Origin of the sequence: Novosphingobium sp. PC22D (assembly GCF_002556635.1) — a bacterium.
GTDB lineage: Bacteria > Pseudomonadota > Alphaproteobacteria > Sphingomonadales > Sphingomonadaceae > Novosphingobium.
The window spans coordinates 1-13837 of sequence record NZ_MWMO01000018.1 but is presented as its reverse complement, the minus strand read 5'-3'; the positions used below and the strand labels follow the sequence as shown (position 1 = coordinate 13837).

The 13837-nt window shown below is 62.0% G+C and carries 15 protein-coding genes; 10 read left to right on the top strand and 5 right to left on the bottom strand.

The window, feature by feature from the left end; all coding sequences use genetic code 11:
- The first annotated feature begins 38 nt into the window (after positions 1-38).
- The 6 genes from B2G71_RS20070 (at position 39) to B2G71_RS20045 (ending at position 4350) form a co-directional block, all read left to right on the top strand.
- Positions 39-980, top strand: coding sequence for a zincin-like metallopeptidase domain-containing protein (locus tag B2G71_RS20070; protein WP_098108457.1), 942 nt, complete (start codon positions 39-41; stop codon positions 978-980).
- Positions 981-991: 11 nt separating this feature from the next.
- Positions 992-1414, top strand: a complete 423-nt coding sequence (locus tag B2G71_RS20065) for a hypothetical protein (RefSeq protein WP_098108456.1) — start codon at positions 992-994, stop codon at positions 1412-1414.
- Positions 1415-1714: 300 nt separating this feature from the next.
- Complete coding sequence (locus B2G71_RS20060) at positions 1715-2668, top strand: DUF2493 domain-containing protein (protein WP_098108455.1); 954 nt, start codon at positions 1715-1717, stop codon at positions 2666-2668.
- A gap of 117 nt (positions 2669-2785) precedes the next feature.
- Positions 2786-3223 (top strand): DUF6878 family protein, encoded by a 438-nt coding sequence (locus B2G71_RS20055; RefSeq protein ID WP_098108454.1) that lies wholly within the window; start codon positions 2786-2788, stop codon positions 3221-3223.
- A 10-nt stretch (positions 3224-3233) separates the two neighbouring features.
- Positions 3234-3662, top strand: coding sequence for a hypothetical protein (locus B2G71_RS20050; RefSeq protein ID WP_098108453.1), 429 nt, complete (start codon positions 3234-3236; stop codon positions 3660-3662).
- A 298-nt stretch (positions 3663-3960) separates the two neighbouring features.
- On the top strand, positions 3961-4350 hold the full coding sequence (locus B2G71_RS20045) for a single-stranded DNA-binding protein (RefSeq protein WP_098108513.1): 390 nt from the start codon (positions 3961-3963) through the stop codon (positions 4348-4350).
- Between the two features lie 115 nt (positions 4351-4465).
- Here B2G71_RS20045 and B2G71_RS20040 read toward each other — a convergent pair whose 3' ends face one another.
- On the bottom strand, positions 4466-4750 hold the full coding sequence (locus tag B2G71_RS20040; protein ID WP_239987412.1) for a DUF6437 family protein: 285 nt from the start codon (positions 4748-4750) through the stop codon (positions 4466-4468).
- A 272-nt stretch (positions 4751-5022) separates the two neighbouring features.
- Here B2G71_RS20040 and B2G71_RS20035 point away from each other — a divergent pair, with 272 nt between their 5' ends.
- Complete coding sequence (locus B2G71_RS20035) at positions 5023-5259, top strand: hypothetical protein (protein WP_013832744.1); 237 nt, start codon at positions 5023-5025, stop codon at positions 5257-5259.
- A gap of 102 nt (positions 5260-5361) precedes the next feature.
- Here B2G71_RS20035 and B2G71_RS20030 read toward each other — a convergent pair whose 3' ends face one another.
- On the bottom strand, positions 5362-5556 hold the full coding sequence (locus tag B2G71_RS20030) for a hypothetical protein (RefSeq protein WP_054729007.1): 195 nt from the start codon (positions 5554-5556) through the stop codon (positions 5362-5364).
- Between the two features lie 435 nt (positions 5557-5991).
- On the opposite strand from B2G71_RS20030, the gene B2G71_RS20025 reads away from it, so the two are divergent.
- The 3 genes from B2G71_RS20025 to mobF are packed head-to-tail and all read left to right on the top strand — an operon-like array spanning position 5992 to position 11625.
- The gene (locus B2G71_RS20025; RefSeq protein WP_098108452.1) at positions 5992-6315 is read left to right on the top strand and encodes a hypothetical protein; all 324 of its coding nucleotides are present in this window, start codon (positions 5992-5994) and stop codon (positions 6313-6315) included.
- Complete coding sequence (locus B2G71_RS20020) at positions 6312-8663, top strand: type IV secretion system DNA-binding domain-containing protein (protein ID WP_098108451.1); 2352 nt, start codon at positions 6312-6314, stop codon at positions 8661-8663. Before B2G71_RS20025 ends, B2G71_RS20020 begins: the two co-directional genes overlap by 4 nt.
- Before the next feature lie 37 nt (positions 8664-8700).
- Positions 8701-11625, top strand: a complete 2925-nt coding sequence (mobF, locus tag B2G71_RS20015; RefSeq protein ID WP_098108450.1) for a MobF family relaxase — start codon at positions 8701-8703, stop codon at positions 11623-11625.
- Between the two features lie 48 nt (positions 11626-11673).
- Here the strand turns inward: mobF and B2G71_RS24605 are convergent, their stop codons facing one another.
- From B2G71_RS24605 to B2G71_RS20000, 3 genes are all read right to left on the bottom strand, one after another.
- Complete coding sequence (locus tag B2G71_RS24605; protein ID WP_098108449.1) at positions 11674-12108, bottom strand: hypothetical protein; 435 nt, start codon at positions 12106-12108, stop codon at positions 11674-11676.
- A gap of 2 nt (positions 12109-12110) precedes the next feature.
- Positions 12111-12755: a S24 family peptidase gene (locus B2G71_RS20005; protein WP_098108448.1), complete on the bottom strand. Its 645-nt coding sequence runs from the start codon at positions 12753-12755 to the stop codon at positions 12111-12113.
- Positions 12756-12959: 204 nt separating this feature from the next.
- On the bottom strand, positions 12960-13715 hold the full coding sequence (locus tag B2G71_RS20000) for a PIN domain-containing protein (RefSeq protein ID WP_098108447.1): 756 nt from the start codon (positions 13713-13715) through the stop codon (positions 12960-12962).
- Between the last annotated feature and the right edge of the window lie 122 nt (positions 13716-13837).

Below are 13837 nucleotides of genomic sequence, written 5' to 3'. Positions count from 1 at the left end.
CGACGGAACTGTCGTCAGGCCATTTCAGGAGATCCAACATGGCCTATCGCAAGGGACAAAGCGGCGGAGTGTCGCCTGCGACCCGTATCACCCAAGAAATCATCGCCCGCCTCGAGTCCGGCACGAAGCCGTGGATCAAGCCATGGCGCGGTGTGCCAGTCTCGCGTCCATTGCGGGCGTGCGGCGTCCCTTATCGCGGCATGAATGTATTCTGGCTCTGGATGGTTGCCGATATGTGCGGTTACGCCTCGCCGTTCTGGATGACCTACAATCAGGCCAAAGAACTGGGCGCACAGGTGCGCAAGGGCGAAAAATCCACCATCGCCATATTCTACAAGAGCTACACCAAGGAAGTCGAAGCCCCCGACACCGGCGAAAAAACTGACGAAAGTCGTCGCGTGTTGAAGGCCTATCCGGTTTTCAATGCCGATCAGGTCGAAGGTCTTCCGGAACGTTTCCATCCCGCCGCGACGCTTGAGGTGGTGGAACCCGAGGGCCGTCAGGCTGAACTCGACTCATTCTTTGCCAATATTCCGGCCGTCCTGCGTCATCAGGGCGACGAAGCCTATTATGAGCCGGTAGCTGACCGGGTGACAATGCCGCCCGCGCATCTCTTCTCGGGCTTCGACCACTATTACGCGACGCTCGCGCACGAGCTGTCGCATTGGACCGGCCATGCCAGCCGCCTCGACCGTAATCTCAAGAATCGCTTTGGTTCTGCAGCTTACGCTGCCGAGGAACTCATTGCCGAACTTTCGAGCGCTATGCTTGGCGCTGAACTCGGTCTGCCAGTCACACACTTGGATAGCCATGCGAGCTATATCGAGCACTGGCTCAAGCTCCTGAAGCAGGATGACCGTGCCATTCTCACCGCTGCCGCAAAGGCGGAGGAAGCATCAAGGCTTCTGCTCAAACTCGGAGGACGTGCCTCTGCCGATGATGCCGACGAAGCGTCTGCCGACGCTGCATTGGCCGCCTGAAGGAGGGTGTCATGGGCCGATCAGTCAGTTGCCCCAGCGGGGCCGTTGTGGCCTTCACCGTGCTCGAAGTTGAAGACGACGACGACTGGGACTTCGAATATGAGTGGCTCCGCGAAGATCTGCGCGAGCGCGCAGGGCAGGTATTCCCTTCCCTGATCGCCCACGACGGTTGGCGGGGCCGCGAAGACCGCATCCTCATGCGCAATGCCTATGCAGATTTCGGCGTGTCGGTTTACGCCGGCCTGGTTGCGGTGTGGATTGTCGAGCGTGACGATGGCGCCTATTGGGATGCCGATTGGCGCACGGCCAGATCGCCCAGAGCACAGCGCTGGCTGTCCCAGATCGCCTCGCGCTTTGAAGCGTTGTTCGGCGACTTCGTCTGCCTCGGTCACATGTCGAACGGTGAGGGCGTCTACGCAAAACGGGTGGCCTGAATGCGCCAGTCACTTTGATCGTGGCGAGGTGCCTGTCCTCCCTAACGAAACTTGCTTTAGCACTCATGGCCTGAAGCCATGCGAGAAAGGCCCTGGGCCAGCCGCCAGTCTGCCGCAACCCGGCTTGCGCAGGCCCGAGTTGGCCCGGCCCTGTGGGCCGTTGGCCTGCCCGCGCCAGCCTGCCCAAGCGGGTTTCCCCTGTCGGGTGCGGAGACTGCCTCAAGCTGGCCCTGACGGGCTCTCGCTGGCGCAGCCATGAGCGGGAGCGTCAGCCTCACGCCAGTCAGGAGGACAATACCCATGCACTCATCATTTTCTGACCAACTTGCCGGCCTCGATCTTTCCGGTTTTTCGATTGGTCCTGCCCCTGTTTCCACCAATGACTTTCCGGTCCACGAGGCGGTCGTCCAGACTCTCGAAGCGGTTTGGTCCGATCTCTTTGCAATGGTCACGGGGACTGCGCTGGAGGCCGATGCCGAGGACCTCGGCTGGGCGTTCGTCAACATCTTCCACCGTTCCGCGACCCGCAAATCGACCGCCGTCGACCGCGCAACCGACGAAGTCCGAGCGCTCGTCGCCACTGCAGATGGATCCGAAATTCACACCCATGAACTCGAGACCCAGGTTGAGCGTGCGCAGTGTGCCGAAGGGGCTATGCTCGCTCTCGAAGAGATGCGCGAAGTGGCCGCTGGCCTCTATCTCAACGAGTTTGGCTCCTCGTGGAAGCCCGTGTCGAGTTCGCGCTTCAATCACAGCGCCATGCTGACTTCCGCGCTTGTGGAGGGCCGCGAGTTCGTCCGAGCCCGGTCCGAAGCCAAGCGCCGCGCCGCCATGCCAGAAGGTACGCCGGTGATCTTTGCCGGTGGCCGCACACGCCATCCAAACGAGCAGGACGCTCTCACTTTCGCCAACAACGTCTGGGCTACTCTGGACAAGGTTCACGACCGGGTTCCTGACATGGTTCTTGTCCACGGCGGTGATACCAAGGGCGTTGACCGTCTGGCATCTTCTTGGGCGGAACGACGCAACATCCCGCAAATCAGCTTCTCCCTCGACATGCGCCTGGGCGCGCGCGCAGGCTTCAAGCGCAACGAGCGTATGCTCTCGCTCGACCCCCGTTATGTCGTCGCCTTTCCCGGAAACGGGGTCCTGGAGCGCCTCGTCATCGAAGCCAAATCCCGTCGGATTACCGTCGTCGATCGCCGCGGTCCGCTTGGAACTTCTCCCAAGCGCGCGGCTCAGGATACCGACTGATGCGTCCGGCATCGCGCCAGCGCCATCGGCGCTGGCGCAGCCCTTTAGAGGAAAGAATTCGCCTGTTCTCGTGGGCAAGACGATCTGTCCTTGCCCCCACATTGCAGGAGAAATCTGATGACTGATTTTCAGGCGATCATGGCGGATTTTGCTGTCCGCCAGGCCGAGCGCGCGGCGCAGGCACAAAGTGAAATCCAACGGCTCAAGGCAGCTATCATTGCCCCGCTGCGCAATGCCGAAATTGCCCGCGTAGAAATCCGTTTCGATGGGTGCGGCGACAGCGGTGCAGTCGAAGAATGCGTCTTCTCTGACGCCGTCGGGGCGAGTGTTCCGTGTCCCGAAGTGACGATCGACTGTGCTGGAGAAGGCGGCGACCAGAGCCTCAATTCCACCCTCGAGCAACTGACTTACCTTGCTCTCGAACGCCATCATCCCGGATGGGAAATCAATGATGGTGCCTGCGGCGAACTGGTCATCGACGTGGCTACGCCGAGTTTCGTTCTGGACTGCCAGCTGCGTTACACGGCGACCGACGACCATTCGACTGATCTCTAGGAGAGGTGCGATGGCTCATTGCTACTATCACGCCCTATCGTCGGTCCGGAAATGGGGAGGGGTGGTGGAAGATTACCTGCCGCTCCACCAATGGTTTGACCAGTCGAAGACGATCTTTGCTGATCCGCGGCACCGGGCCCTTCGGCATCATGCCGAAGGCATCTTCATGCTCGAAACGCTGTTCGGTTCTACCATCGTCAACGCCGACAGCCGTGTCGTGCCCGTTCGCCTTGTAGGCGAGCAGCACGTCCGCGAGGACTTGGGTACGATTCCTTCCTTTGCGGATTGGGGGCGCCTAATCACCCCCCAAGACTGGATGCTGCGCGGACATCGTCTGGACGAGCCTATGCCGCTAGGCACTGTGGAGACTGGTGCTGGCGGCGCGTTTTCAGGACGTCATTCGTCGGCTTCGGGAGGAGCTTTCGTAGTCGAGATATGAGGTCGCCTTCGAGGCAGGCGAAGTCAGGGGGCACGTCGCATCCCGATAGTACGAAAAGTCATGGCTTGGCCTGTGCAATGCACTCGGGACCAACCCGGCCTGTAAGCAAACCTTTCCTGAAGCATCCCCGTCGAGACGCGCAACCCCGATCAGGTCCGGCCGAGTTGCCGGGCTGCGCCCGGCTGCCCGCACCACCCGAACCAGATCGAGGTTTCCCTTCGGTGCGCTTCGCCGTGGCCGCTTCCTAGTCGGGTTTGCAGCCGGGATGGACCCGGAATGCTCGATCAGGAGAAAGACCATGACCAATCTCGTTATCCTCGTTGGCCGCATCGCTCGCGACCCCGAAACCCGCACTACCCAGGGCGGCACCAGCATCACCTCGATCTCGGTCGTCACCGACCGTCCCGCCCGCAAGGACGGCAAGACCTACAAGGACGAAAACGGCTACACCGCCAAGGACAGCGAATTCCACCGCGTGACCTGCTTCAACGGTCTCGGCCAGAACGTCGCCAAGTACTGCACCAGGGGCCAGCTCGTGACGGTCGAGGGGCGCATCCACTATACGCAGTGGGAAGACCAGGACGGCACCAAGCGCTACGGCTGCGAGATCATCGCCGACAAGGTGGACTTCCTCACCAAAGGCCGGGCGTCGAACAATGAGGGTGCGCCCGACATCGACGAGGACTGAGTTCCTCCCGCATATGACAAGGCTCCGATGGTTCGCGCCATCGGGGCCTTTTTTGTGCTCGCTGCTTGGACGGCGGGGCGGGGCATCGAGCCCACACCCCGCCGCAGTTGAAGTGTCAGGCGGGGGAGAGCCGCTTGAGAGCATCGTCGATCCCGATGGTGAGAGATGCGCGGATGAGCTGCTTCAATTGCGCAGGTTCGATAGTCTCGGCTCCGCATTCGAGAAGAACCTTGCCCAGTTCGCCGGCTGCTTCATCTCGGAGCCTGGCCTCCTGTGCATCGAGTTCGTCGCGCTGTTCACGCAGTTTCTTGAGCGCATTACGCGCGCTCGGTTTGGACCTGGCCATCAGATTGTCCTTTCGCTGGCCGTTGGTCCCCTCCACGCGCGACAGTGCCAGCATGGGGCCATGTAGGAAAACGGTTTTTGCCGCGATGCCAGTGCTTTTCACGCTGACGTTGGAGAGGTCTCTCTCGCAGAAAGTCCAAGTGTGATGCGGGCTTTGGGGCCGCGTCAAGGACGGCGGGGCCCCACCATTTTTACCGGGCAAGCCCGGCAAAAATCGTTTCCCCCATCGCCGCTTCGCGGCCGCGCTATGCGCGGTCCCTGACCCGGCCCGTCACCCACATCCTCGCAGCTCCTGATGCGACGCATCGAACATCAGGAGGAAAGATCATGTACGCTTCACTGAACATCGCGCAGGGTTCATTCCAGGCAGATCAGGCAGCTTTCGTTGCCGCACTCGACAAGGCCCATGCCCGGTCCCTTCACAGCTACTTCACCCAATATGTCCTGACCGATGGTGAGGCAGGTTACATCGCGGTCGATGAGGGCGATTATGGCGCACTGCCCAAGGCCATGCTGGACCGGGTCATCGACACAGTGCCCGGAAAGCTGAGCGATGAATTCTGATGCCACACACAAGGAGGAAGTCCGTCAGGGCTTCCTCCTTTCTTTTTGCTCGGGTCCCGTATTGTCGCTCCCGTAGGTTTCGCGCGAGCATTCCCTGCAGCATCAGTCCTCGGCGTTAGACGCATCGAATTCCTCCAGCCGATCGGGCATGTCGAGCACCTTCATGGCCGCTGCTGAAATGGCCTCGGCCTTCGTCGGAAAGGCTTCTGCCGAACTGATCGACACGCCACTCGAATAGGTAACGGTTGCCTGGAAACCGTTGCCTTTGGGCGTCGCGCTCAGTGTTACATCTGCCATAGCCATGCTCCTGGTGGGGTGCCCGCGACACCATTCTTCCTGCTGGCGGACTCGATCGATCTTTAACACAATCGGCAATCGAGCGGCATGGTATTCATCCCTTGGTTTTGGGACTTCAAAACCGCCGATCCCGTGCTGGTCATGACACTGGAACCTACCATCTAAGCAGGGGACGGAAGAGCACACCGTACGCGACGGGTCGCAAGTTTCAAATAGCTGATATGAAACGTGAAAATGGCGATTTTTGCCTGATGTCGCAATGTGCTGCAAAGTGGCTACAGCGCTGAATTGTCTTGCCGCTGCATGACAAGGGCGGGGAAGGGCGCAGGAATGCGCCAGTCTTCTTGTTCTTGACTTGTTCTGCATATTCATGCATTGTCTGTTTCGCCTTTCGCAGCGTGTAACCGGGCTCCGCAACCACAAGGAGTCCGCGTCATGGCGCGGTCGATCAGTCTTCAGGTTCGTGTTTCCCCCGATCTCGCCGCGCGATTGCGCGCGCATTGCGCATCGCATGGCGTATCTCTCAGCGAGCGTATTCGTACGCTGATCCTCGACAGTCTCGATGGGTCCGGCACCGCGGAACGGGACCGGATGGTGCGCCGCACGTCCCGGCAAATGGTCTTCGTCATGATCGGCGTGGACGCACTCCTGGCGGGGCATCCCGACCCCGACCTGCGGGGGCGTTCGCACCAGGCTTATGCGCGCAAGTGTCGCGAACTCGGCATCGTCTCGGTGCCCGGCGAGGGAGACGAAGCATGAAGCGCAACCTCGTCAATTTCACCCGCGGCAGCCAGCTCCTGGGGCACTTCGGCTTCATGTTCGCCGCAGGGCTCAAGGGGCCCGTCATCATCGCGCTCGTGGTCCTGTCCTGGACGTCGTGGTGGATGATCTCCTCGCAGCTTTCCGACCATGAAACCTACCTTGCCTGGATGCGGATCTATGCCGGGACCTACACCTTCATGGAGTTCGATCCCGAAAAGCTGGTGGCGATCCGCACGGCGCTCGGCGGCTCGATCGAGATGCCGATCGCGATCGTCCACAAGTATCCCCCGGTGCTGCGTGCCTGGGACCACCTGACCGCCATTCTCGCATCGGCCCTGTGGCGCGCTTCGCTCGGACTCGTTCCGGCTTTCGCATTGTTCTACTGGTTCGCGGCAAGGTTCGGCAGCAAGTCGAAGGCGCGCAAACATGAGCGCGGCGCGCAGCTTGTCACGCTCCCCGAGCTCGCCCAGGAAATCGCGGCCTATAACCGCGAGGAGCGCGACCGCGAACGCGACGCCGCGCTGGGCTGGCGCTGGCGACTGACCGCACCTTCGGAACTTACCCGCGTCCTTCCCTACCGGCCCTCGCATCTGGCCGGCGTTGCCTATCCCTGGCGGCTCGAGCAGAGCCACGCGATGCTCATCGGGACCACCGGCATGGGCAAGACCGTCGCGATGGGCGAGATGGTCGAGGAAGCACGGGCGCGCGGGCAGCGCTGCGTGATCTTCGATCTGACAGGCGCCTATATCGAGCACTTCTTCGACGCATCGCGCGATGTCATACTGAACCCGCTCGATGCCCGCTGCCCTGTCTGGAGCCTCTTTGCCGACTGCCGGACTGAGGGCGAATTCTGGTCGGCGGCCGAGGCGCTCGTGCCCCATGATGGAGGCGGTGAAGCCCAGTTCTGGGTCATCGCCGCGCGCGCGCTCTTCGTCGAATTCTGCCTCAAGCTCGTCGCGCAAGGACAGGGTTCGAATGCCGCACTCGCCGACCAGCTGATGACTGCCGATCTAGCCAAGGTCCACGCCATGATGCGCGGGACGATCGCCGATCCGCTGACCGCGCCCGAGGCGGCGCGCATGGCAGAATCGATCCGCGCGGTATTCAACGTGAACGCCAAGGCCCTCAAGCTCTTGTCACGCGAGGGCCGGACCTTCTCGATGCGAGACTGGATCGCCGAGGGTGACGAAACCGCCGGATCGTTCGTATTCATCTCGGCGCGCTACGTCGACATGAGCGTGTGCTCGCAGCTGCTCACGCTCTGGCTCGATACCGCGATGAATACGCTCATGGCGCTCGACCGTTCGAGCGAACTGCGCCTCTGGTTCTTCATCGATGAACTGGGCGCTCTTCATCGCCTGCCCGCACTCGAGAAGGGGCTGCAGACCGCCCGAAACTATGGCGGCGCAATCGTCACCGGGATCCATGCCTATGCCAAGCTCAAGGAAGTCTACGGCGAGAACATGGCGATGACCTTGTCCTCGCTTGCCCGCACCAAGCTCATTCTGGGAACCGCCGATCGCGAGACCGCCACCTGGTGCTCCGACTTCATCGGGCACCGCCAGGTCCGTGATATGGAAGAGGGTTATACCTACGGGTTCAACAACGCGCGCGATGCCGTGAGCCTCACCCCGCGCAAGCACATCGAGCCGCTGCTCTTGCCCGACCAGTTGATGAACCTCTCGCGGCTTCGGGGCTACATCAAGTTCCCCGATGGCTTCCCCGCCGCACCGATCCGGCTGACGCCAGTGTCGAGGCCGAAACTGGCCGAGCCCTTTATCGGGCGCGCGCAGGACCGGCCTTCAGCCCGTGCCGCTGACATCCCGGGTGCCGAAGAGGCCTCCGATCCTGCGAGGCCCGTCGAGGGCAATGCACATCCGGCTTCGAACGACGATGGCGTGGGCAAGCCGACGGTCCCGAAGCAGGCCGAATTCGACCTTCACAAGGCCCGTCCTGGGAAGGCCGAACAGACAGAGATTGAGGGTCAGGGGCGCGCGGACGATATCCATCCAAAGGACACGCGGATGGCTGACCCGAAGGCCTCAGGGCACACTGACGATTTCAGGCATGTGGAGGAGAATGCTACTGGCAAACCTGACCGGCCGCCGCTTGCGCCACGCGAACCAGGAAAGGCTTCTGCTAACCCCAAGGGCGAGGAACAGGTCCGCGAGGCACAACTTGCCAGGCGCTCCGATCTGCCGAAGTCAAGTCCGGGCGAGCAGCCCTGCGAGCGCGATCCCCGACGCGTTGCACAGCGCCGCATGCTCTTCGAGGATGGTTTGCCCGAGCAGGCCGATCGGGACGAAGCCGTCCGCGATCTCGGCGACTTCGAGATCGAGCCATGATCGGCGGGGTTCGTGGCAATGACAGGCAGCCGGGCCCATGCTTTCGGTAGCCAATGTCCGCACTGCGGGCGGCGCTGCGAACTACTTTGCCGCCGACAACTACTACACGCGCGCCGATGCCGACCGCTCGGGCGAATGGTTTGGCAAGGGGGCAACCTTGCAGGGCCTCAGGGGCCGGATCAACGCGCGTCAGTTCGAAGCCGTGTTGAAGGGCTGGCTCCCCGATGGGAGCCGGGTTGGAGCCGAGGGCAGGGCGCACCGGGCCGGTACCGACCTCACATTCTCGATGCCCAAGAGCTGGTCGATCCTGGCGCTGGTCGGCGGAGATCATCGTATTCTCGAAGCTTACAAGGATGCCGTGCGCGAGACGCTATCATGGGCGGAGAAAAACCTTGCGGAAACCCGCATGGAGGTGCGCGGTAAGGAGAAGGCAGTACGCACCGGCAATCTGATCGCCGGCCTCTTCCAGCACGACACCAACCGCAATCAGGAGCCCAACGCCCACATCCATGCCGTCGTCGCCAATGCCACGAGGGGCCGCGACGGCAAATGGCGCGCGCTGCGCAACGACAAGCTCTGGGAGCACAATACGCTCCTCAACGCCGTGACCATGGCCTGCTTTCGGCTGTCGGTCGAACGCCTGGGTTATGAGATCGCCGAGTTTGGCAAGCACGGCAATTTCGAGGCGGCGGGCGTGCCGAGGGACGTGCGCGACGCCTTCAGTTCGCGCCGCGCCGAAATCCTCGAGAAGCTCGAGACCATGCATTCGCGCAGCCTCGAAGCGCGCATGACCGCAAACCTCATGACCCGCGCGGACAAGGGGCGTGTTGAAGATCGTGATGCCCTGGCCGCGACGTGGCGCGACATGGCCAAAGGATTTGGTTTCGATCCCGGAAGCGTGATCGCGCGCGCCAATGCGCGCGCCGCGGATCGATTTGGCGAACAACCAGCGGTGCGCAGCCTGACGCAGGAACTTGGGACGCGCGCTCGCGCGCTGGGAAGCGCGCTGATGGAACGCCTGGGTCTTTCGCAAGGTGATCTTCTGGTGCCGCCCGACATGGGACGGCGTTCTCCCGAAGCGATTGCGGCGGTGCATGCTGTCGCCTCGGCCATCCGCCATCTGGGCGAGCGAGAAGCCGCGTTCGCGCGCACGGCGATCTACAAAGCCGCGCTCGATTTCGGGCTCCCGACGGCATTGCCGGAGGTCGAGAAGCGCGTCGACGAACTGCTCAAGCAGGGTTTGCTGGAGCGGGGCAGGGGAGCCGACCGCGATCTCGTGACCACGCCCGATGCGCTGGCCAGTGAACGCGGCATCTTCGAAGCGGTCGAGACCGGCCGAGGGGCGGTCCGCCCCCTCCTGGCTCCCGACATCGCCGGTGAGCGTCTGCAGGCGCTCTCGCAGATTCGTTATGGTCTCTCCTTGAACCCCGGACAGGAAGCGGCAGGACGCCTGCTTCTCGCGACCAGCAACCGGATCGTTGCGATCCAGGGGGTCGCAGGAGCCGGCAAGAGCACGGTGCTGAAGCCCGTCGCCGACATTGCGCGCGAGGAGGGAGGTGCCGTGCTCGGGCTCGCAGTGCAGAACACGCTCGTCCAGATGCTCGAGCGCGATACCGGCATCCCCGCGATGACGGTGGCGCGTTTTCTCAAGCAGTACGCGCCCTTGCTCGATGGATCGGACAAGGCTGCGCTCGCCAAGGCCCGGGCGGACATGCGCGGCACCATCGTCCTTCTCGATGAAGCCTCTACGGTCGGCAATGCCGACAAGGAGAAGCTGGTCCGGATCGCCAATACCCTTGAGCTGGGGCGGTTTGCCAGCATCGGCGATCGCAAGCAGCTCGGGGCCGTGGATGCCGGTAAACCCTTCGATGTGATGCAGAAGGCGGGCGTCGAGACCGCCACGATGAACCGCAATCTGCGTGCCCGCAACGATGCGCTGCGCTCAGCGCAGTCAGCCGCGCAGGGCGGTCACATCGAGGAAGCGCTGCGGTTCCTTGGATCGAATGTGGTCGAGGTCGAAAATGGCGCGGCGGTAGAGGCTGCAGCGGCATGGCTCAGTCTCTCGCCTGCCGAACGTGAAACGACGGCGATCTACGCCTCAGGGCGAAAGCTGCGGAGCGAAGTCAATGCCGCAGTTCAGACAGGTCTCAAAGCGAACGGCGAACTGGGTACCAACCCGCTCAAGCTCGAAACGCTCGCACAAGTCAACCTGACGCATGAAGAGCTGCGATACGCGAAGAGTTACGCGGTCGGAACGGTTGTCGAGTTCGACAGGCAACTGCGTGCACAAGGGCTGCAGAGAGGCCTCCAAACCGTCGCCGCGAGCGATCCGGCTTCCGGGATCGTCCGGCTCGTGGACAGGAGAGGCAAGGAACGCGAATTTCGGCCCGCTCGGATGCGAACGCAGAAAAACCGCGATCCGCTGCGCGTCTACGAGATCAAGCCCCTCGAAATCCATGAAGGCGACCGGATTCGCTGGACCTCGACCGACCACGATCGCGGTCTGCTCAATGCTGACCGGGCGCAAGTCTTGCGGATCGAGGGCGGGAAGGTGCTCATTCGCACCTCGCTCGGGATCGAGCAGCAGCTCGAAGCGGGGGATCCCATGCTGAGGCGCCTTGATCTCGCTTACGCACTCAACGCGCACATGGCGCAAGGGCTCACCTCGGATCGCGGCATTGCGGTCATGGACAGCCGCGAGCGCAACCTTGCAAACCAGCAGACCTTTCTCGTCACGATCACGCGCCTGCGCGATGGACTCACGCTTTACGTCGACAACGCCCAGAAGCTGGAAAAGGTAGTCGAGCGCAATCCCGGGATGAAGCGATCGGCGCTCGAAACCGTCGGGCTGCTGCGTGAGGCGGCGGCGAGCGGCCTCGCCAGGGGGCTGGGGCAAGGCCACGAGCGGCCGCTTCCCGAGCGCGAGCGTACGATCGTCAAGCCGTTCGAGATTGGCATCTGATCCGGGTGCATTTTGCCTGTCAGACGCGGCTGTCACTCTTGCGGCGGTTCACTTGCCGCATCGATGCTGGCCCCAGAAGCGCCGCCATTTGAGGACAGTGCCGCTTCTCACCATCATGCAGGAGAGGTCCTGTCCCCCGGGCAGCGTGCACCAGGCGCCCGTGCGGTTGCCCTTGGCAGGCCCGGTCGAGACGCAGCGAAGTCGTGGTCCATTGACGAGGACGTGTCCGGTTTCGGCTCGCCCCCTGGGCCCTCCCAGGATTGCAACGAGCGCATCACGCGCGGCCTCGGCGCTCGCCCTGGGGCAGGGCTGGTAGTCGCGGCAGGCGCCATCGATTTCTCGCGCGGCGATCCCGGATAACCGTACGTGGGGACCTTCCGCGCACCAGATAGGACCATCACCATCCCAGACGCGGATCGGTGTGCAGGTAAAGACCTGGCCTTCTTGTATGACCGCTACCGCGACTAGAAATGTAAACATCATGGCTATTGAAGCTGGCGTCCGAACCACAGGACGCGACCGACCACATCGACCGAACGCCGCTCAAGCCCGCGCCAGCTGGGATAAGCCTTGTTGTCACTCACCACTGAAATCCGCCGGCCTTGCGGCTCGATCGCAATCCGTTTGACGTTGAGCGCATCGTCCATGCGCAGCACATAGATACCGTCGCGAAGCCGCGCGTGACCATCGGCCTGGTCGACCATGACATCATCGCCGTCGCTCAGCGTCGGCTCCATGGAATCGCCCAGAACCCGGATGATCGACAGGTTGTTGGCCTTGCTGGCCGTCATCTGCCGCAGCCAGCGTTCCTCGAACCCGAAGTGCGAGCATCTAGCCTCGTGGTCAGCTATCGAGCCGTGGCCGGCGGAAGCTTCGACGTCGAGCACCGGAACCTGGACGAGGTCTGACTGGATCCGGGATTGCTGTTCGGAGCCTCCCAGAATGGAAGGATCGACGCCAAAGAAGCGCGAGAGCAGTTCGCAGTCACGCTGATCCAGCGTACGCGGGCTGCCGCGGCGGATGAACTGCTGAATGTAGGCAGCGTTTCGGCCGAGCAGGCGCGAGATCGAGGCGTAGTTGCAGCCTCGTTCCCTGATGAGCCGGTCCAGGGTTGATCGAACGTCGGTCATGGTTGTGCCTTGACGACAGGAAATAGGAAGGCTTCCTACATACTGACGAGAATGAACAAAGCAAGAACATTCTTTGCGGATTTGAGGCAGGGCACGCCTGAATTGCTGCCGTTCATCCAGCCAGAGTCGATCGCTGAAACCAGCCGTCCGTTCACGTTATGCAGATTGCCTTAGCAATCGAAGCGATTGGGCGCTGACACGCTACTAGGTATCCAGGAAGTCCCATTCGCTGCCAGTGACCCAGCGCAATGCGCTCAGCTTGCCGTTGAGCATCCCCCACTCGAAATCGTCCCAAGGGCCGAGGTTCTCTTCGCCAATCTCTTTTCTAGTCCGCTCGCCAGCAGCCAGCGCGGTCTCCAAAGTGCCGCGCGTGATCTGGTCTTGGCGGTAATAGCCCTTCTCGGTCTTGCCCAACTCGTCGACGATCTCAATCTCGCCACTCTCGACGCGGTCCATCAGATTGAGATGGCGGTTGTACCAGATCTGCCGGAAAAGCATGTGTTCCGCCTCCAATATCTGGCTCAAGCTGCGTGGCTTTTCCTCATACTCAAACTCCCACTTCAGTTCTTCCATCCAGTCAGGAGCATAGGCGTTCAGCACCTCCCCGAGGGCGAGGGCATATGTGGAACCCTCCGTCGCGAATAGGTCGCCGATATCGGGATGCGGCGCTCGCTCATCCCCGTGCATGTCCGAAAAGTCGTGCTTATTGTGGGTCACGAGGGCGAGGTGTTCTTCGTCGCCTCTGCCAGCCAACATGTCGCGATAGATTTCCAACAACACGGCATCCGCCATGCTATTCTTGTTTTTGTGAAACGGGCAGAGCTTATCGATGGCGCGCTGCGCGGCCCTGATCTTCACGTCATCTGAAGTCTGAATGATCGCCCCGCCGGTCAACAGCTTCTCAATGCGGTCGATGTAGGAATTGGCATATTCTCCCTGTTTGCCGATGCGGTAATCCATGTCGCCCAACTGTTTGAGCAAGGCGTCACGGCCTTCTTCTCCACCAGAGGTGGTGCCGGTTTCTTGGACAGGATGCTAAGCTACTCCCGAGCTGATGGATTGGTACGGGAATGAAGACGACG

Bases quoted from the DNA above. Each gene is read 5' to 3' on its own strand.
- B2G71_RS20070 (WP_098108457.1), top strand. From the start codon at position 39: ATGGCCTATCGCAAGGGACAAAGCGGCGGAGTGTCGCCTGCGACCCGT.
- B2G71_RS20065 (WP_098108456.1), top strand. From the start codon at position 992: ATGGGCCGATCAGTCAGTTGCCCCAGCGGGGCCGTTGTGGCCTTCACC.
- B2G71_RS20060 (WP_098108455.1), top strand. From the start codon at position 1,715: ATGCACTCATCATTTTCTGACCAACTTGCCGGCCTCGATCTTTCCGGT.
- B2G71_RS20055 (WP_098108454.1), top strand. From the start codon at position 2,786: ATGACTGATTTTCAGGCGATCATGGCGGATTTTGCTGTCCGCCAGGCC.
- B2G71_RS20050 (WP_098108453.1), top strand. From the start codon at position 3,234: ATGGCTCATTGCTACTATCACGCCCTATCGTCGGTCCGGAAATGGGGA.
- B2G71_RS20045 (WP_098108513.1), top strand. From the start codon at position 3,961: ATGACCAATCTCGTTATCCTCGTTGGCCGCATCGCTCGCGACCCCGAA.
- B2G71_RS20040 (WP_239987412.1), bottom strand. From the start codon at position 4,750: ATGCTGGCACTGTCGCGCGTGGAGGGGACCAACGGCCAGCGAAAGGAC.
- B2G71_RS20035 (WP_013832744.1), top strand. From the start codon at position 5,023: ATGTACGCTTCACTGAACATCGCGCAGGGTTCATTCCAGGCAGATCAG.
- B2G71_RS20030 (WP_054729007.1), bottom strand. From the start codon at position 5,556: ATGGCAGATGTAACACTGAGCGCGACGCCCAAAGGCAACGGTTTCCAG.
- B2G71_RS20025 (WP_098108452.1), top strand. From the start codon at position 5,992: ATGGCGCGGTCGATCAGTCTTCAGGTTCGTGTTTCCCCCGATCTCGCC.
- B2G71_RS20020 (WP_098108451.1), top strand. From the start codon at position 6,312: ATGAAGCGCAACCTCGTCAATTTCACCCGCGGCAGCCAGCTCCTGGGG.
- mobF (WP_098108450.1), top strand. From the start codon at position 8,701: ATGCTTTCGGTAGCCAATGTCCGCACTGCGGGCGGCGCTGCGAACTAC.
- B2G71_RS24605 (WP_098108449.1), bottom strand. From the start codon at position 12,108: ATGATGTTTACATTTCTAGTCGCGGTAGCGGTCATACAAGAAGGCCAG.
- B2G71_RS20005 (WP_098108448.1), bottom strand. From the start codon at position 12,755: ATGACCGACGTTCGATCAACCCTGGACCGGCTCATCAGGGAACGAGGC.
- B2G71_RS20000 (WP_098108447.1), bottom strand. From the start codon at position 13,715: ATGGATTACCGCATCGGCAAACAGGGAGAATATGCCAATTCCTACATC.